Here is a 16,585-nt window from a genome sequence, read left to right as displayed (position 1 = left end):
ACAAACTAACCTACCGGCAGATGCTCCAAGCTCCGTCTCCTTCACCATAAAACAGGGCCGCGTGAAGCAGTGACGGGGTACCGTGTCACGTCTGTGACAGGCCTTTTGGTCCGGTAAATTTAATGGAGGAATTGTCCGGCGAGCCGAGCCGCATTCCAAGCCCTCCCCCTTGAATGGACCGCACCCCCATGTCTTCCGCGATTTCCGCGCCGTCCCCTACCCGTTTTCCCTACGCCGCGATGGTGGTCCTTGCCACCATCGCGTTTACTGCCATCACCACCGAGCTCCTCCCGTCCGGGCTGCTGCCACAGATCAGCACCGGCTTGGGCGTGTCCGAGCCGGTAGCCGGATACCTGGCTGCGGCCTACGCCGCCGTCATTGTCGTCACGGTGGTACCGGCGGCGCGTCTGCTGGGGAAGATCCCGCGGCACGCCCTGCTGGTGGGTCTGGTCCTGACATTCGCGCTCAGCAACGCACTGGTGGGACTGGCGCCGGACTTCACCTCCGCGATGATCGCCAGACTGGTGGGTGGCCTGGCGCACGGATTGCTCTGGACCACCATGGCACCGTTCGTGTCACGTGTGGTGCCGGCGGACAAGGTAGGCAAGGCCCTGGCCATCGTGTTCAGCGGCAACAGCCTGGGCCTGGCCATCGGAGCACCGGTGGGGACGGCGCTGGGCGGGTTCCTGGGCTGGCGTGCCGCGTTCATGGTGCTCGCCGGATTCGGCGTGGTCCTGACCGTTCTGGCATTCTGGCTGCTCCCCCGCGTCCAGCGCATCAGCGACGCCGCCCGCCCCTCCCTGCGCAAGGCGATCGGCCAGCCCGGCGTGAAATCAGTGGCGGTCGCCTGGCCGCTGCTGGTGCTGGCCCACTTCGCCCTGTTCACGTACATCGCGCCGTTCATCCGTGAAGCGAACCTGCCGGACTACGCCACCAGCCTCTCCCTCACCGTTCTGGGCGGGTCCGGCCTGCTGGGCATCTGGATCGCCGGGCTCACGGTGGATTCCCGTCCCCGGCGTTCGCTGTTGCTAACGACGGCGGCAATCGCCGCATCGATGTTCCTCCTGCCCCTGGCCGTGGGGAACCTTCCCGTCGCCCTGGTGTTGATGACTGTCTGGGGTGCCGGCCTGGGCGCCATCGGTATCTACAACCAGTCCGCGATCCTGCGTGCAGGCGGCGAATACAGCGAGGCAGCCAACGGACTCACTGTCCTCACCATCCAGCTGGGCATCACCGTCGGCGCCCTCTACGGTTCGGCCGCCCTGGTGGTTGGCGGACCGCTGCTGGTTCCGGCCGCCGCGGCGATCCCGGTGGTGGCGGCGTTCGTCATCACCCTTGCCGGGAAGAGGTACGCCTACCCTCCGGGCCCGCGGGAGCGGATCTGGCTGGAGCCCCGCCCCATCAACGACAAAGTCGAGGATCCCGCCTAGCCCCCGCATCGACTGCTCCCCAGGGTCTCCTGGCCTTCGCAAGCTTGCCCGGGCACCTGCATCGACTGCTCCGTAGATGTCGTTTTCAGCCTTCAGAACGACAAGTACGGAGCAATCGATGGGACATATGACAAATTAGTCACGAGATTCTTGGAAACCCGTAACCTCCATGACCTGAATTTCGATTCATTAAGTGCGGGGGCAACTCCGCGGAAGTTGAACGCAATCGCAAAATTCGTCAACGGAGGGTCTCATGTCTTTCTTCACCTTTTCAGGCAACAAGCTCGCCATGACCGTGCTGGCGGCAGGCGCGCTCGCGGTCGGCGGAACGGGAGTTGCCGCGATGGCAGAATCATCGCCGGACACGCCGTCCGTCCTTGCGGAAACGGAATCGCCGTCGCCGAGCCCCACGGCAACCGAAACTGAATCACCGTCGCCAAGCCCCACCGCGACGGAAACCGAATCCTCGGAGCCGACTCCCACGGAAACCGAGACTGAGGCTCCGGACCCGACACCAACGGCGACGGAAACGGAGTCGCCGGAGCCCGCCCCTACGGAAACGGCAAACCCTGAACCGTCGCAGACATCCACGCCGGCAGGACCGGACGCTTTCGGCCCTGCCGCCTTTGGCCTGTGCAATGCGTTTACCAATGGCGGCCTCGGTACGACGTCCACGGCCTACGCAGCCCTGGTCCAGGCAGCCGGCGGGGAAGGCAGCGTTGGCGCCTATTGCGCCACTGTTGCTGCTCCCCGAGGCGGCGAGGACGGCAGCGATGAGACTGCAACCACCGAGCAGGGCCAGGTGCAACAACAGCAGGTAAAGGAGCAGCGCCAGGCTGCACCCGCCTGGAACGGCGGCGGCCACCAGGCCGCCGGCAATGGCGCCAAGCACGGCGGACATCGGTAGCCTGCCGGCGATGTGCGGTTGCGCCGGGACTTTGAATGTTCCGGCGCAACCACCCATCCGGCGATTGCTGCAAGCGAATCTGCCGCAGGGGGGCGGATGCAGAGCATTGAGCACGAGGCAGAGCGGTCCGGCCAGACGGACGAAAGCCGTTTCTGTGCTGCCTACCGTGAATTTTCACCCGGGGTGATCAGCTACCTCCGTGCCCGCGGCGTCGAGGATCCCGAGGGCCTGACCCAGGAGGTCTTCCTTGCCCTCTATCCGCAGCTCGGCGATGTCCACGGCGGGGTGAAGGGAGTCAAATCCCTGGTCTTCTCCATCGCGCACGCACGCTATGTGGACGAGCACCGGCGGAGGCTCAAAGCGCCCCAGACCACCGATTACGACCCCGCCCAGGACCCGCGGTGCAGCAGCTCGGCAGAAGATGAACTTCTGGCGGTGGAAAACTCAGGCAACGTCAAAGCACTGCTAAACGATTTGCAGCAGGACCAGCAGGAGGTGATTGCGCTGAGGATCGTGGCTGACCTTTCGGTGGAAACGACGGCGGAAATCATGGGCAAGACACCGGGGGCCATCAAACAACTGCAGCGCCGGGCGCTCTGCCGGCTGCGCAAGCTCCGCACCTCATTACGGGAGGACCGGTCATGACAGGGAAAGAGCACCCAAAGCAGGAACGCAGGCTGGATGACGAACGCGCTGTCCAGGAACTGCTGGAAGAGGCTGGCCTCACCGACGATCCGTATCTCCGGGATGTGCTGCTTCAGGTCCGGGAGCTCAAGGTTTCCGATGTCCCCGCGCCGTCCCCACGGCTGATGGCACTACTGGCTGCGTCGGAAACGACAGGCGTGGTCCGCCTGGAAACTGGCAAGCTCCGAAAGAAAAAGCGGGTGGTGCTCACCACGCTGGCGGTGGCCGCGTCGTTTGGTATCGCGGGCGGCGCCGCGGCGGGAGACGGGGATCTCCGGCGTGGAGCTGAGGGAAGCATCAGCACCGTATTGGGGTGGTTCACCCCACCGTCGCCCGCCGCTCCCTTGCCCGTTCCGGGACCGGAACCGGAGGCAACCAGCCCGCCACCCGCCGTCGTACGTGTTTTCCCGCAAGCCCCTACGCCCAGCACTCCGCCCGTTTACGTGCCTGGCCAGGCACCGGAAACTTACCCTTCGCAGGCGGGACCCGGGGAGGTTGAAGGGCCAGCCGACCCGGCTGCAACCGGCCAACCCGACCCCGGCGCCCAGGAGGCCGTTCCCCTGCCCGGTGTGGCAAAAGGCCCTGCCAAGGGACCGGCGTCAGACGCGCCGGGACCACCAGCACAACCTCCAGCAGCAGGAGAGCCGGGAGCCGCGAGGCCGGATCCCCCTGGCCGGGCAGCAAGCGGAGGACCGGCTGGAGGCAACACCGTGGACAAGCCGGCCCCAGCCGCCGGACCCGGAAATAAACGGGCTCCAGCGCGCTAACAGCACGTGGTGGGAGCTGCCGGACCGGGTCAGTCGCGGTACTTTGCCACCGTGAACAGGAAGGTGCAGTCCTCTTCGGCGTGCAGGCTGTGCAGGCCGGGCGGGACAATCAGCAGGTCGCCGGTCTTGCCCTGCCAGGACTCCCCGGAGGCCTTGAGGCTCACGCAGCCCTGGATCACGAAGACCGTGGCGTCCCCGGGGTTCTGGTGCTCGCTGAGCTGTGTTCCGGCTTTCATGGCCATGACGGTCTGCCGGAGGATCTTTTCATGTCCGCCGTAGACGGTGTCAGCAGCACGGCCGTTGGTGGAGGAGAGAGCAGCCTCGAGCTGCTGCCGGGCCAGCGCGTCGATCGATATCTTCTGCATGCGCCCAAGGCTACCCGCGTTCTTCCCGCAGGGGACTAGGTTGGGGCCCCTGCGGTCAGCACCGCTGAGCGGCAGTGCCCGGCAATCCCCTTCCGTGGGGATGGAGCAACAGCGGCGCCGCTCCTAATCTTCGAAGCATGAACACAGCAGCACAGATCTTCGCGGTACTCGCCGCACTCATCTATATCTTCGTGTTTCCGGTGGAGAGCTTCCTTCTTCGACGCAGCCGGTGGGCGCAGAAGTTCCTGAGCACACCGCCCGAGAATGTGTCCGCCGTGATGATGTGGGCCATTCCCACCGGGTACAAAAACCTGGTGATCGCGCTGGGCGTCATCGCCGGGGTGGTCGCCGCCAACTCGGGCCAGCTCGTGGTGGGTTACACACTGGTGGCCTACTGCTGCGCCAACATGGTCCTCACCGCGCCCACCATGCTGCTGGCAGACCTCCAGGGGCATTACCCCAGGAAGTGGGAGAGCGTTCCGGGGACCCTCGCCGCCACGGTTCCAGCCCTGCTGGCCCTGCTCCTCCTGCCCCTGGGACCCTAGCGGCGGCAGTGGACACGCCACGGCAGTCCCCCGATTTCGACGGCCCGGCAACGGCTTGATAAACGTTAAGAGATGCTAGATGTCCTGAACCCCGCCCTGCCCTTTATCGCCGTGGCCTTGGCGGTGCTGGCCGGACTCGCACTGTCCTGGCTGCTCCGCAAGGTGGTCCTCCGCCTGAACCGGAAACGGCCTGAGCTGCAGGCCACCTCCCGGGTGGCCCGCCAGCCGCTGCGGCTGGCGCTGTGCCTTGTGGGCGTCCGCACTGCGCTGGGCCTGACGGCGGGAAGCGAAAGCTGGCACGCCGCCGTCGACCATTTCCTGCTGATTGCCCTCATCGGTGCCCTCGCCTGGCTGGTCATTGCGGTGCTGCTGATCGTTGAGGCCGTGGTGCTGAACCGGCACAGCGTGGACGTGGCGGACAACCGGCGGGCGCGGCGGCTGCGCACGCAGATGATCCTGGCCCGCCGGATTGCCGTGGCGCTGGTGGTGGTGCTCGCCCTCGGCAGTACCATGCTGACCTTCCCCGCCATCCAGGCGCTCGGTGCCGGACTGCTGGCATCCGCCGGCGTGATCTCCATCGTCGCCGGCCTGGCCGCACAGACGTCCCTGGTGAACGTCTTCGCCGGTATGCAGCTGGCCTTCACCGACGCCATCCGCGTGGACGACGTGGTGGTGGTGCAGAAGGAATGGGGCCGGATCGAGGAAATCACGCTCACCTACGTGGTGGTGCATCTTTGGGATGACCGCCGGCTGATCCTGCCCTCGACCTACTTCACCACCACGCCGTTCGAGAACTGGACCCGCCGCCAGTCCGAGGTGATGGGCACCGTGGAGTTCGACCTCGACTGGCGCGCCCCCGTGGAGGACATGCGCACCGAGCTTCGCCGGGCCCTGGCCGGCACCGAGCTGTGGGACGAACGCGTGGGAGTCCTGCAGATTACCGATGCCACCGGCGGGTTCGTCCGCGTCCGGATCCTGGTGAGCGCCGCGGACAGCGCCGCGCTCTTCGACCTGCGCTGCCTGGTGCGCGAAACCATGGTCACCTTCCTCCAGCAGAACCACCCGGAGGCCCTGCCGCACCAGCGCTGGGAGCAGGCAGCGGACAGGAATCCAGCGGACGACGGCGGCACGGGCAACCGGCGCCGGTCACCACTGAGCGGGCTGGGGTCCCCCGCTGCCGCGGGTTCCCGTGCAGCCGATCCGCACGAGTCGCAGCTGTTCACCGGTTCCATCGAGGCGGTGGAGCGGTCGCGCGCCTTCTCCGGACCGGGAGACGAGGTCTTCGAGGAGCGCGACAGGAACCTGGCCTCCCGAAACTGAGTTCGCCTCGAAAAACCCTTGATAGGTGACCAATTGGTCACCTATCATTGCTGCCATGGACGACGTGTTCAAGGCACTCTCCGACCCCACCCGCCGGGACCTGCTCGATGAGCTGTTCCGCGAGGACGGCCAGACCCTGAGCGCACTTGAGGCACGGTTCGACATGACCCGGTTCGGGATCGCCAAGCACCTCCGCATCCTGGAGGACGCCGGGCTTGTGGTGACCCGTCGTCGCGGACGGGAGAAGCTGCACTTCCTGAATCCGGTTCCCATCCGGCTGGTCCACGACCGCTGGGTCAGCAAATACGCAGAACCATGGGCCGCTGCCCTCAGCGACCTCAAATCCAGATTGGAAAGTCCCATGGAAAAGATCTTTGAGATTTACATCAAGACCACGCCCGAACGGCTCTGGGAAGCCATCACGGACAGCGACATCCGCAGCAAGTACCAGTTCGGCAACACCCTTGAGGCCGACTGGTCCCCCGGCGGCCGGTTTGTCATGGGCAACCCGAAGGCAGGGGCAGCGCTGGGCGAAGGCGAGAACCTTGAGGTGGACCCGCCCCGCCGACTGGTCCAGACCATGCGGGCGCTATGGGGCGAGGACGTTAAGGCTGAGGGCACGTCCAAAATCACCTGGGAAATCGAGCCGCTGGGCGATTCCTGCCACCTCACCGTCACCCACAGCGACTTGCGAGAAGGCGCCAACGAACAGCTCTACGGCGGTTGGCCGATGATCCTGTCCGGCCTGAAGACGTGGCTGGAGACCGGCGAGAAGCTCACCACGCCCGGCTCGCTGATGTACACGTAAAAGGCACGGGCATACGTGGAAGGCGCGACGGCGGCGGCCGCCCCGAGGTGGGACGGCCGCCGTCGTGGAGGTACTTCCGGGACTACGTCCGGGGAATGCGGACGATGGCAGGGCCGGGCCGGTCGGGTGACAGGGTGACTTTGAGTCCATCTGCAGCGGCCTCGACAGTTCCGCCGGGCCCCTCCACCGATGCCTGCGCCACGTCGAACCTGCCCGCGTCCAGCTTCAAGGCGGCTTCCGTTCTGTCGTCCAGCGAGTCAACGAAGGCCACCACCTCCGTTCCGCGGTCCAACCAGCGGATCCAGGAGTCATCGCCGCTTGCCCCGGGACCGTCCTGAAGCGGACGGGCCCCCACGAGGTACTGCTTGGCGGTGGCCATCCACTTTCCGAGGTCGGTCAGGGCCTGGCGCTGGATTTCGGGGATGGTGCCGTCAGCCCGCGGACCGACATTCAACAGGAAGTGGCCGCCACGGGATACGACGTCCGTCAGGTGGCGGGCCAACTGTTGGCCCGTCAACGACTGCTCCGGGCCTTCCACCTGGTTGAAGCCGAAGGAGAATCCGATGCCCCTGCAGTTCTCCCACTCGGATTCGGACTCGTTTTCCCTGGCGGCTTCGTACTCGCTGGTGCCGTAATCCTGGTGGGTAGCGCCCCAACGGTCGTTGACGACCCCGTCCGGAACAGCGGAGTAGAAGTGCTCAAACAGCGTTCCCAGCCCATGCTCGCCAAAGTGCTTGCCGGCGTCGGGCCATTCAATGTCGTTCCACAGGACGTGGGGACGGTACTTGTCCACCAGGTCCACTACGTGGTTGTAGGCGTACTCTGCGTAGCCGGCGTCCTTGGGGCGGGACGTATCGTGGACGCTTTCGCTGGTGGTGTGCGGCGGGAAGGGGCGCACGTGCCAGTCCAGGCCGCCGGAGTAGTACAGGCCCAGCTTCAGCCCCTTGTCCTCCACGGCACGGGCAATCTCGCCGATCAGGTCCTTGCGGGGACCACGGTGGACAGTGTTCCGCTCCCCCGTGCCCGGGGCGTCCCAGAGGGCAATGCCGTCGTGGTGCTGCGTGGTGGGAACCACGTAATCGGCCCCGGCGGATTTGAACAGCTCCACCCAGTCCGCCGGATCGAACTGTTCGGCCTTCCACTGGTCCAGGAAGGCGTCATAGTCCTCGCCCCCAAACTCTTCCTGGTGGTGCTGCTGGGCAGGGCTGCCGTCAATGCGGATGGTGTTGTAGTACCACTCGGCATAAGGGTTGTGCTTGAACCACTCGTGATCATCTATGGTGCCAAGGGCGCCGATCGGCTCCGCCCAGGCGGGGACGGAGTAGGCGCCCCAGTGAATGAAGATGCCGAAGGGGGAATTCTGGAACCACTCCGGGACTGGCCGGGATAGGTTGTTCCACTCTTCCGGCGTGGCGATTTCAGTCATGATGCGCTCCAACTCTTGGTGTGCTGTGGACATTCGTCGTGACGGCAGGATTCTGGAGTTCGCGGTCCGGGATGGCCGTGACGTAGTCCTCCACGGCATACAGATGGTTAGCCATTCTGGTCCGGGCACGGTCAGCTTCGTGCCGCCTCAGTGCTTCCAAAATGCCCAGATGCTCGCCATGGGTAGTCCGCAGTCCGGCAGCATCATGGATTGACCGCCACATCCGTCCGCGGACTGTCGTGGTGGAGACCGTTTCAATTAGGGCGGACAGCACATGGTTCCTGGATGACTCCGCGATCAGCCGATGAAACTCAAGATCGCATTGCATGGCTACGTCATGATCGACGGGTTTGGCATGAATGGCGGCGTGTGCCCGATCCAGGATGTGCCCAGCCTGCTCCAGTTGCTGCTCGGTAATGGAAACGGCGGCTGCAGCAGCGGCCTCGGTCTCAAGCGCGCGTCGCACTGTATGCACCTGGTTGGCCCGTTCTCCATCCTGTAGGCCCACCCAGAATTCCAGGGCGGACAGTAGGGCAGAGGGCTCCAGGGTGGTGACGAAAGTACCGGCACCCTGTCTGGTTTCCAAGATCCCCATGGTGGACAGGGCACGGACCCCTTCACGCAGGGACCCACGAGACACCTGCAACTCCGCAGCAAGGTCTTTTTCAACGGGCAGCCGGTCCCCCGGCCGCAGCCGACCGGAAGAGAGCATGTGCTTTACACCGGTGATCACGACGTCGGTTTGCGACATAGGGCCGCCGGACACGAGGTCCACTGCCCCGACGCCTCCTGCGGATCTATCATTCATACACTTTCATCCGATCTATTGGTTGGAAAACCGGGCTGCGTCCTATAGTGTCACGGAAAAGACCAAAATTCATCAGATGTAAAGGTAACCGCGGGGAAGTCACCTGGACTTTCTGGACCGGAGGGAATCGCTTGCCACAGATCACCGGATTCGATGTGTTTGACGTACGGTTTCCCACGTCGCTGTCGGCGGACGGCTCGGATGCCATGAACCATGATGCCGACTATTCCGCCGCCTACATCGTGCTGAGGACAGACGACCCCGCACTGTACGGCTGCGGGTTCACATTCACCATCGGCCGCGGCAACGAAATCTGCGCCGCCGCCATCGAACTGAGGGCCCGGCCCCTCATGGGACGTGACGCCGACCAGATCGGACTCCACCTCGGGGAGACATACCGGGAGCTCAAGCGCGATTCCCAGCTGCGCTGGCTGGGACCAGACAAGGGCGTGGAGCATCTGGCCCTCGGCGCAGTGATGAACGCCGTCTGGGACCTCGCTGCACGACAGGCAGGGAAGCCCCTGTGGCGGTTCCTGGCGGACATGACCCCGGAGCAAATTGTTGACGCCGCCGACCTGAGCTACCTTTCGGACGCCCTCACCCGGGAAGAAGCGCTGGGCCTCTTGACGCGCCTTGCCCCCACCAGGGACGAGCGCCTCCGGCAACTGACTGAAACCGGCTACCCCTGCTACACCACGTCCGCCGGCTGGCTGGGCTACTCCGACGAAAAGCTTCGACGGCTGTGCCAGGAGGCTGTGGACCAGGGCTACCGCCACATCAAGCTCAAAGTGGGCGCATCCGTGGAGGATGACATCCGCCGCCTCGCAATTGCACGGGAGGTGATCGGTCCCGACGCCAACCTGATGATCGATGCGAACCAGGTGTGGGATGTTCCGCAGGCTATCGACTGGGTGAAACAACTGGCCGAATTCAGCCCCCTGTGGATCGAGGAGCCAACCAGTCCCGATGATGTCCTGGGGCACGCCGAGATCCGCAGGGCTGTACAGCCCATCGGAGTGGCCACGGGCGAACACGGCATGAACCGCGTGCTCTTCAAGCAGCTCTTCCAGGCCGGCGCGATTGACTACTGCCAGCTCGATGCCTGTCGGCTCGCCAGTGTAAACGAAGTACTCGCAGTCCAGCTGATGGCGGCCAAGTTCGGCATTCCGGTGTGCCCGCACGCCGGCGGGGTGGGTCTGTGTGAGCTGGTCCAGCACCTCTCAATCTTCGACTTCATCGCGGTGTCAGGTGACCTGACGGGGCGGGTGACCGAGTTCGTCGATCATCTGCATGAGCATTTCGTGGACCCGTGCATCATCAAGGACGGCGCCTACGTGATGCCGGCAAATCCTGGATATTCGGCCGAACTCAAGCAGGAGACGCTGCAGGAATATGCCTTTCCCTATGGCAGCTACTGGGCAGGAACCCACAGCGGCCAGGCGGAACAGGCCTGGCGGGCGGGCAACCAACCCGGCCAGGTTGCCTTCGCGAGTGCACGGCTTGGGGCGCAGGCATGATCAACTACACCCTGACCCATCCGGGACTGCTGGCCGCGCTCGCGGAATCCGGTCACGGCTCGCAGATCCTTGTTGCCGACGCCAACTACCCGCACAACACCGGAGCACCCGCATCGGCCCGTCGCATTGCCCTGAACCTGCGGCCCGGCCTGCTGACGATTGACCAGATCCTCGAAGTCCTGGTCGACGCCGTCCCCCTGGAGGCCGCGGCAGTGATGACCCCGCCGGACGGAAACTGGACGGAGGCCGTCAAGGGCTACGAACGGACGTTGGGCACGGAAGTCCCCATCACGTCCCATCAGCGCTTCGAGTTCTATGACGCCGCACGCTCGCCCAACGTCGCCGTCGTCATTGCCAGCGGCGACACCCGGCACTACGCCAATCTGCTGCTCACCATCGGCGTGCGGCCCGACGGCACGGCCTGATGAAGGTGCCTTCACTGCAGGTGGTTGACTCACACGTCCACGTCTGGGATCCGGCCGTGCTGGACTACGCCTGGCTGGCCGAGGCTCCGGCCCTGAACAAGCCTTTCCTGCCGACGGATCTTCCGTACGACGGTTACAACACGCGGGGCGCCGTCTTCGTGCAGGCCGACTGCCGTGATGACCAGGCACTGAAGGAAGTGGACTGGGTGTCGGGCCTTCGGACGGACTGGCCCCAGCTGGCCGGGATCGTGGCGTTTGCCCCCATCAGCAAGGGCGAAGCCGTGGAGAAGGACCTTGGCCAACTTCTGGAACGGCCCCTGGTCCGCGGCGTGCGGCAGCTGTTCCAGGACCGGGACGAACCCTTTATGCTGCACCCTGACACCTTGGCGGGAGCACGGCAGGTTGCCGGCGCCGGGCTGGTTTTCGACGCGTGTGTCCGCTGGTGGCAGCTTGCAGCGCTGGCCGAATTCGCCCGCCGCGTGCCCGGCCTCGCGATCGTGCTGGACCACATGGGCAAGCCGCCCATTGCCAGCGGAGAGCTCACCGCCTGGCGCAGCGGCATGCAGGAGCTGGCCCGGTGCGGCAACGTCGTCGTCAAAATCTCCGGTGCCGGCGCAGAAGCTGACCCGGAGCGTGCCCTGGCTCCCCAGGCACTGCCGTACATCCAGGAAACGCTGGCTCTCTTCGGGGCGGAGCGCTGCATGGTCGGCAGCGACTTCCCTGTCTCCCTGTCACACCCCGGTGCTTACCTTGACTGGATCACCACTGTGGAGCACGCGATGGCGGGCGCGTCGGAGGGCGAACGCAGCAAGGTTGCGCAGGAAACCGCAGTCCGCGTCTACGGGCTGGAAACGGCAGCAGAACAGGCAAGCCCACAAGAGGAGAAGGACTGACATGCAAGCAGAAACCCGCACCATTCCCGGTACTGACGTCCAGCTGCCGGTGCTCGGCTTCGGCGGGGCACCGATCGGCAATCTCTACCGGGAGGTACCCGAACAGGAAGCGGTCGACGCCGTCACTGCGGCTTGGGAGGGCGGGGTGCGCTATTTCGACACCGCGCCGCACTACGGGCTGGGACTTTCCGAACGGCGCCTGGGTGCCGCGCTGGCAGGGAAGGACCGCGACAGCTATGTGCTCAGCACGAAGATTGGGCGGCTGCTGCGGCCCAACCCGTCGCCCCGAGGCAAGGACACGGAGGGCTTCGACGTGCCTGACAATGTCCACCGGGTCCGCGATTACTCACGGGACGGAGTGCTGCGCTCCATAGAGGAGAGCCTGCAACGGCTGGGCACCGACCGGATCGACATCGTCTACATCCATGACCCGGACGACTACTGGACCGAGGCCGTCGAAGGCGCGGCCCCGGCCCTGTCCGCGCTCCGCGACGAAGGGGTGATCGGCGCCTGGGGTGCCGGCATGAACCAGTCCGAAATGCTCCACCGGTTCGTCACCGAGACGGACATCGACGTGATCATGCTTGCCGGAAGGTACACACTGCTGGAGCAAGGCGCGGCACGGGACCTGCTCCCGGCGTGCGTGGAACGCGGCGTCGGCGTGGTGAATGTCGGCGTCTTCAATTCCGGGCTGCTGTCCAAGGAACGCCCAGCCGCCAACGCCACCTACAACTACGCACCTGCCCCGCAGGAACTGCTGGACAGGGCGAACCTGCTGGCGGACATCTGCGAATCGCACGGGACCACCCTGCCGGCGGCCGCCCTCCACTACCCGTACCAGCACCCCGCCGTGACAAGCGTCGTCCTTGGCATGCGGACGCCGGCGCAGGTGAAGCAAAACCTGGACCTCGCCGCCCAAAGCGTCCCGACAGAGTTGTGGGCTGACCTGCGCGAGCGCGGACTGATCGCCTGAAAGCACAATCACGTACTACCGAGAAAAGAAGAAACGAATGCAATTTGCGCGCATAGGTGCCACCGGCAAGGAAACCCCTGCCGTGCTCCACGACAAGAAGTACTACTCCCTGGAGCGCGTGACGCGCGACATCGACGCCGACTTCTGGGAATCCGATGGGCCAGGACGGGCGGCAGCAGCACTGGCCGCCGGTGAACTGGCGGAACTCGCCGTTGACGGAGCCCGGATCGGTGCCCCGATCGCCAGGCCGTCCTCGGTGATCTGTGTGGGCATGAACTACGCAGCCCACGCCGCGGAGTCCGGCTCCGCACCCCCTTCGGTCCCCATCATCTTCCACAAGGCCCCCAACACCGTGGCCGGGCCGTTCGATGCGGTGGCCATTCCACGCGGTTCCACCAAGACCGACTGGGAAGTGGAACTTGGCGTGGTCATCGGGCGGCGCGCCTCCTACCTGGACTCCCCCTCCCAGGCCCTCGACTACATCGCGGGCTTCGTCACCGTCAACGACCTGTCGGAGCGGACGTTCCAGCTGGAGGTATCCGGCGGGCAGTGGTCCAAGGGAAAGAGCTGCGCGGGTTTTTGCCCCACGGGCCCTTACCTGGTGACCCCCGACGAGGTGGATGCCCGCGACCTGCGGCTTCGCAGCTGGGTGAACGGCGAAATCCGCCAGGACTCCTCCACCCGCGACCTGATCTTCGGCGTGGAGCAGGTGATCTATGACCTCAGCCAGTTCCTGGTCCTGGAGCCGGGGGACCTCATCTGCACCGGCACCCCGGAGGGAGTGGCCCTGTCCGGACGTTTCCCTTACTTAAAGGCTGGGGACGTCGTCGAACTTGAAGTGGCTGGACTGGGCCGCCAGCGCCAGGAATTCTTCCAAGGCTAATCACGAAAGGACCAAACAATGGAGTTTGCGGGAATCAAGGCAATCGTCACCGGCGGAGCGTCGGGGATCGGGGCCGCCACAGCCAAACTGCTCCAGGAGCGCGGGGCTGAGGTCGCGGTACTGGACCTTAACCCTGACCACGCACCGGCGGGAGTCAAAGCCATCCACTGCGACGTCTCCGACGACGCCTCCGTCCGCCGGGCCATCGAAGAGGCTGCGGAGCAGCTTGGCGGGATCGACGTCGTGGCCAACAATGCCGGGGTGGGTGCCCAGGGCACCATCGAGGACAACGACGACGACGAGTGGCACCGGGTGTTCGACATTAACGTGCTGGGCATGGCCCGCGTGTCAAGGGCTGCCCTGCCGCACCTGCGCCGGTCCAGCCACGCGGCGATCGTCAACACCTGCTCTGTTGCAGCCACCGCCGGGCTCCCCCAGCGGGCCCTCTACAGCGCAACCAAGGGGGCCGTGTTGTCACTCACCCTGGCCATGGCCGCCGACCACCTGCAGGAGGGCATCCGGGTCAACTGCGTGAACCCGGGGACTGCGGACACTCCGTGGATCGGACGGCTCCTCGCCAGCGCACCGGATCCCGCCGCGGAACGGGCGGCGCTGGAAGCACGCCAGCCGCACGGCCGGCTGGTCTCCCCGGAGGAAGTCGCGGGAGCTGTGGTCTACCTTGCCAGCCCGCTCTCCGGGTCCACCACCGGAGTTGACCTGGCAGTGGACGGAGGGATGCAGGCACTTCGGCTTCGGCCCCGCCCTGCCGTTTCCTGAGCAGCACGGCAACAGGCACGCGCCACCGGGCCCGTAGCTCGGTAAGGTCGTGTCATGGACAGCGGTGCCCTGGTCAATATCGCGTTGGTTCTCGGTTTCGTGTTGCTGGGCGGGGTATTCGCCGCGGCGGAGATGGCCCTGGTGTCCCTGCGCGAAAGCCAGGTGCGCCGCATCGAAAAGTCGGGCGACACCGGGGCCCGGACAGCAGCCCTGGCCCGCAACCCCAACCGGTTCCTCTCCACGGTCCAGATCGGGGTGACCCTGTCCGGGTTCTTCTCGGCAGCCTACGGCGCCTCGGCGATCGCACCCGGCGTCGTCCCCCTCCTGGAAGCCCTGGGACTGGGTGCGGCGGCCGGGCCCGTGTCCTTCATCGGCATGACCCTGCTGGTGGCCTACCTGTCCCTGGTGCTGGGCGAACTGGCGCCCAAACGGCTGGCGCTGCAAAGCCCCGTCGCCTTCACCAGGGTCCTGGCCCCGCCGCTCATCAGCCTTTCAAGGATCATGCGGCCCGCCATCTGGCTCCTGTCCGTCTCCACCGACGCCGCCGTCCGGCTCTTCGGCGGGGACCCACGCGCCAAGCGGCCGGGCATCACTTCCGAGGAACTGTGGGACATGGTGGCCGAGAACGAAATGCTCGAAGAGAGCAGCCGGCGCATCCTGGCCGACGTGTTCGGTGCCGGAGACCGCACCCTGCAGGAGGTGATGCGTCCCCGCACGGAGGTCATCTTCATCGACGGCGCCATGACCATCGCCGATGCCCGCAAAATGGTCCGCGACGGCCCCTATTCCCGATTCCCGGTCATTGGCAGCAGTCCCGACGACGTCCTGGGCTTTGTGCACATCCGCGATTTGATGCCGGGCGGCGAAGTGCAGGACCAGGCGCCGGTGCGCGACATCGTCCGGGAGATCCTTGCCATGCCGGGGACCAACCGGGTACTGCCGTCGCTGTCCCGGATGCGCAGGACGAACCAGCACATCGTGCTGGTGGTGGACGAATACGGCGGCACGGACGGCGTGGTGACGCTCGAAGACCTGGTGGAGGAACTGGTCGGCGAAATTTACGACGAGTACGACACCGGCGCAGAGCATGAGGACCGCGTCAGCATGGCCAACGGCACCATCGACGTGGACGGGGGCCTGATCCTCCAGGAGTTCACCGCGGCGTCCGGCATTGCCCTGCCGGAGGGCCACTACGAGACAGTGGCCGGGTTCATGATGGACCGACTGGGCCGCCTCCCCACTGCAGGCGACAGGGTCCAGATCCCCGGCTACGTCCTGACGGTCCTCAGCATGGACCGGCTGCGGATAGCCCGGGTCCGCGTCACGCCAACCCCAAACCAGTCCGGCTGACTGGTTGAAAGGAGTACGACGGCGGCCCAAAGGTTTTTGCTCCCAGCGGCCCGGGGTGGCTCCGCCGCTCCTAAGCCGCACCGGCTCCCTCATGGGACCAATGGCCCTACGGCCGGGAGCGGGCGGCACCCACAGTTAAGGGGCGGCTGGCCGTTGGGGCCAGGAGCGGCTGGGGGCCTGTTTCCGCTGCACCATCGGGGCACAGGGCACGTGCTCCCTTACCCCGGCAGGACACATGGCCATGTTCACGAAACGTACCACCCTCATCGGCGCCGCCCTGGCCCTTGGCGCTGCGGCCTTCGCAGCCCCCGCGCAGGCCGCGGGCAGCAACGGCGCGGACGTCACCAAGTTCAACGAGTGCACGGTCTACGGCAGCTACCAGGACTGCCGCACTGGGACCGCGCTCACCCACCAGGTTTCGACCCGCAGCGGCATCCAGTCCACCTCGTCCGCCAGCAACTACACGGACACCCTGACCGCCACCAACGGCGGAACTGTTCTCACCGCCATCCGGACCCAGACGCACTCGCACACACTCGTACGGGACGGGCAGCTCATCGAGAGGGGCCAGCACTACCGGGAGCAGACCACGGACGGTAGCCGGCAGTGCTGGGAACGGGAGGACTCCCACCAGACAGGTGACAAGGTCCAATACGACCGTGAGGCACACCACTGCCACTGATCCGGGTTTCGGCAAACCCTGCTGG

Annotated in this window: 17 protein-coding genes; 14 read left to right on the top strand and 3 right to left on the bottom strand. The window is 65.7% G+C overall.

Annotated elements, in window-relative coordinates:
* The first annotated feature begins 188 nt into the window (after positions 1-188).
* From LFT44_RS04375 to LFT44_RS04365, 3 genes are all read left to right on the top strand, one after another.
* Positions 189-1,430, top strand: a complete 1,242-nt coding sequence (locus LFT44_RS04375; RefSeq protein ID WP_236801288.1) for an MFS transporter — start codon at positions 189-191, stop codon at positions 1,428-1,430.
* Positions 1,431-1,683: 253 nt separating this feature from the next.
* Positions 1,684-2,337, top strand: coding sequence for a hypothetical protein (locus LFT44_RS04370; RefSeq protein WP_236801287.1), 654 nt, complete (start codon positions 1,684-1,686; stop codon positions 2,335-2,337).
* Between the two features lie 96 nt (positions 2,338-2,433).
* A complete protein-coding gene (locus tag LFT44_RS04365; RefSeq protein WP_236801286.1) occupies positions 2,434-2,982 on the top strand; it encodes an RNA polymerase sigma factor in 549 nt (182 codons plus the stop codon).
* Between the two features lie 835 nt (positions 2,983-3,817).
* Here LFT44_RS04365 and LFT44_RS04360 read toward each other — a convergent pair.
* Positions 3,818-4,153, bottom strand: coding sequence for a cupin domain-containing protein (locus LFT44_RS04360; RefSeq protein WP_236801285.1), 336 nt, complete (start codon positions 4,151-4,153; stop codon positions 3,818-3,820).
* Between the two features lie 137 nt (positions 4,154-4,290).
* Here LFT44_RS04360 and LFT44_RS04355 point away from each other — a divergent pair, with 137 nt between their 5' ends.
* The 3 genes from LFT44_RS04355 (at position 4,291) to LFT44_RS04345 (ending at position 6,826) form a co-directional block, all read left to right on the top strand.
* Positions 4,291-4,698, top strand: a complete 408-nt coding sequence (locus LFT44_RS04355; RefSeq protein ID WP_236801284.1) for a DUF1304 family protein — start codon at positions 4,291-4,293, stop codon at positions 4,696-4,698.
* Positions 4,699-4,770: 72 nt separating this feature from the next.
* Positions 4,771-6,018 carry a mechanosensitive ion channel family protein gene (locus tag LFT44_RS04350; RefSeq protein ID WP_236801283.1) on the top strand — a complete coding sequence of 416 codons (1,248 nt, stop codon included), beginning with the start codon at positions 4,771-4,773 and terminating at the stop codon, positions 6,016-6,018.
* A 55-nt stretch (positions 6,019-6,073) separates the two neighbouring features.
* Positions 6,074-6,826 carry an ArsR/SmtB family transcription factor gene (locus tag LFT44_RS04345; RefSeq protein ID WP_236802796.1) on the top strand — a complete coding sequence of 251 codons (753 nt, stop codon included), beginning with the start codon at positions 6,074-6,076 and terminating at the stop codon, positions 6,824-6,826.
* 82 nt (positions 6,827-6,908) lie between these two features.
* Here LFT44_RS04345 and LFT44_RS04340 read toward each other — a convergent pair whose 3' ends face one another.
* Positions 6,909-8,252 carry an alpha-L-fucosidase gene (locus LFT44_RS04340; protein WP_236801282.1) on the bottom strand — a complete coding sequence of 448 codons (1,344 nt, stop codon included), beginning with the start codon at positions 8,250-8,252 and terminating at the stop codon, positions 6,909-6,911.
* Positions 8,245-9,060: a FadR/GntR family transcriptional regulator gene (locus LFT44_RS04335; protein WP_236801281.1), complete on the bottom strand. Its 816-nt coding sequence runs from the start codon at positions 9,058-9,060 to the stop codon at positions 8,245-8,247. Before LFT44_RS04335 ends, LFT44_RS04340 begins: the two co-directional genes overlap by 8 nt.
* A gap of 131 nt (positions 9,061-9,191) precedes the next feature.
* Between LFT44_RS04335 and LFT44_RS04330 the strand changes: the two genes are divergently transcribed.
* The 8 genes from LFT44_RS04330 (at position 9,192) to LFT44_RS04295 (ending at position 16,560) form a co-directional block, all read left to right on the top strand.
* On the top strand, positions 9,192-10,577 hold the full coding sequence (locus tag LFT44_RS04330; protein ID WP_236801280.1) for an L-fuconate dehydratase: 1,386 nt from the start codon (positions 9,192-9,194) through the stop codon (positions 10,575-10,577).
* A complete protein-coding gene (locus LFT44_RS04325; protein WP_142130903.1) occupies positions 10,574-11,002 on the top strand; it encodes an RbsD/FucU family protein in 429 nt (142 codons plus the stop codon). Before LFT44_RS04330 ends, LFT44_RS04325 begins: the two co-directional genes overlap by 4 nt.
* 20 nt (positions 11,003-11,022) lie before the next feature.
* On the top strand, positions 11,023-11,895 hold the full coding sequence (locus LFT44_RS04320; protein WP_236801279.1) for an amidohydrolase family protein: 873 nt from the start codon (positions 11,023-11,025) through the stop codon (positions 11,893-11,895).
* Position 11,896: 1 nt separating this feature from the next.
* Positions 11,897-12,868, top strand: a complete 972-nt coding sequence (locus LFT44_RS04315; RefSeq protein WP_236801278.1) for an aldo/keto reductase — start codon at positions 11,897-11,899, stop codon at positions 12,866-12,868.
* A gap of 37 nt (positions 12,869-12,905) precedes the next feature.
* Positions 12,906-13,751 carry a fumarylacetoacetate hydrolase family protein gene (locus LFT44_RS04310; protein WP_236801277.1) on the top strand — a complete coding sequence of 282 codons (846 nt, stop codon included), beginning with the start codon at positions 12,906-12,908 and terminating at the stop codon, positions 13,749-13,751.
* An 18-nt stretch (positions 13,752-13,769) separates the two neighbouring features.
* Complete coding sequence (locus LFT44_RS04305) at positions 13,770-14,528, top strand: SDR family NAD(P)-dependent oxidoreductase (protein WP_236801276.1); 759 nt, start codon at positions 13,770-13,772, stop codon at positions 14,526-14,528.
* Positions 14,529-14,582: 54 nt separating this feature from the next.
* On the top strand, positions 14,583-15,878 hold the full coding sequence (locus LFT44_RS04300; RefSeq protein WP_236801275.1) for a hemolysin family protein: 1,296 nt from the start codon (positions 14,583-14,585) through the stop codon (positions 15,876-15,878).
* A 241-nt stretch (positions 15,879-16,119) separates the two neighbouring features.
* Positions 16,120-16,560, top strand: a complete 441-nt coding sequence (locus LFT44_RS04295; protein WP_236801274.1) for a hypothetical protein — start codon at positions 16,120-16,122, stop codon at positions 16,558-16,560.
* The last annotated feature ends 25 nt before the right edge of the window (positions 16,561-16,585 follow it).

Origin of the sequence: Arthrobacter sp. FW306-05-C, assembly GCF_021801725.1 — a bacterium.
In the GTDB taxonomy this organism is placed as follows: domain Bacteria; phylum Actinomycetota; class Actinomycetes; order Actinomycetales; family Micrococcaceae; genus Arthrobacter.
This window is presented reverse-complemented; position numbering and strand designations above follow the sequence as displayed.

Bases quoted from the DNA above. Each gene is read 5' to 3' on its own strand.
- LFT44_RS04375 (WP_236801288.1), top strand. From the start codon at position 189: ATGTCTTCCGCGATTTCCGCGCCGTCCCCTACCCGTTTTCCCTACGCC.
- LFT44_RS04370 (WP_236801287.1), top strand. From the start codon at position 1,684: ATGTCTTTCTTCACCTTTTCAGGCAACAAGCTCGCCATGACCGTGCTG.
- LFT44_RS04365 (WP_236801286.1), top strand. From the start codon at position 2,434: ATGCAGAGCATTGAGCACGAGGCAGAGCGGTCCGGCCAGACGGACGAA.
- LFT44_RS04360 (WP_236801285.1), bottom strand. From the start codon at position 4,153: ATGCAGAAGATATCGATCGACGCGCTGGCCCGGCAGCAGCTCGAGGCT.
- LFT44_RS04355 (WP_236801284.1), top strand. From the start codon at position 4,291: ATGAACACAGCAGCACAGATCTTCGCGGTACTCGCCGCACTCATCTAT.
- LFT44_RS04350 (WP_236801283.1), top strand. From the start codon at position 4,771: ATGCTAGATGTCCTGAACCCCGCCCTGCCCTTTATCGCCGTGGCCTTG.
- LFT44_RS04345 (WP_236802796.1), top strand. From the start codon at position 6,074: ATGGACGACGTGTTCAAGGCACTCTCCGACCCCACCCGCCGGGACCTG.
- LFT44_RS04340 (WP_236801282.1), bottom strand. From the start codon at position 8,252: ATGACTGAAATCGCCACGCCGGAAGAGTGGAACAACCTATCCCGGCCA.
- LFT44_RS04335 (WP_236801281.1), bottom strand. From the start codon at position 9,060: ATGAATGATAGATCCGCAGGAGGCGTCGGGGCAGTGGACCTCGTGTCC.
- LFT44_RS04325 (WP_142130903.1), top strand. From the start codon at position 10,574: ATGATCAACTACACCCTGACCCATCCGGGACTGCTGGCCGCGCTCGCG.
- LFT44_RS04315 (WP_236801278.1), top strand. From the start codon at position 11,897: ATGCAAGCAGAAACCCGCACCATTCCCGGTACTGACGTCCAGCTGCCG.
- LFT44_RS04310 (WP_236801277.1), top strand. From the start codon at position 12,906: ATGCAATTTGCGCGCATAGGTGCCACCGGCAAGGAAACCCCTGCCGTG.
- LFT44_RS04305 (WP_236801276.1), top strand. From the start codon at position 13,770: ATGGAGTTTGCGGGAATCAAGGCAATCGTCACCGGCGGAGCGTCGGGG.
- LFT44_RS04300 (WP_236801275.1), top strand. From the start codon at position 14,583: ATGGACAGCGGTGCCCTGGTCAATATCGCGTTGGTTCTCGGTTTCGTG.
- LFT44_RS04295 (WP_236801274.1), top strand. From the start codon at position 16,120: ATGTTCACGAAACGTACCACCCTCATCGGCGCCGCCCTGGCCCTTGGC.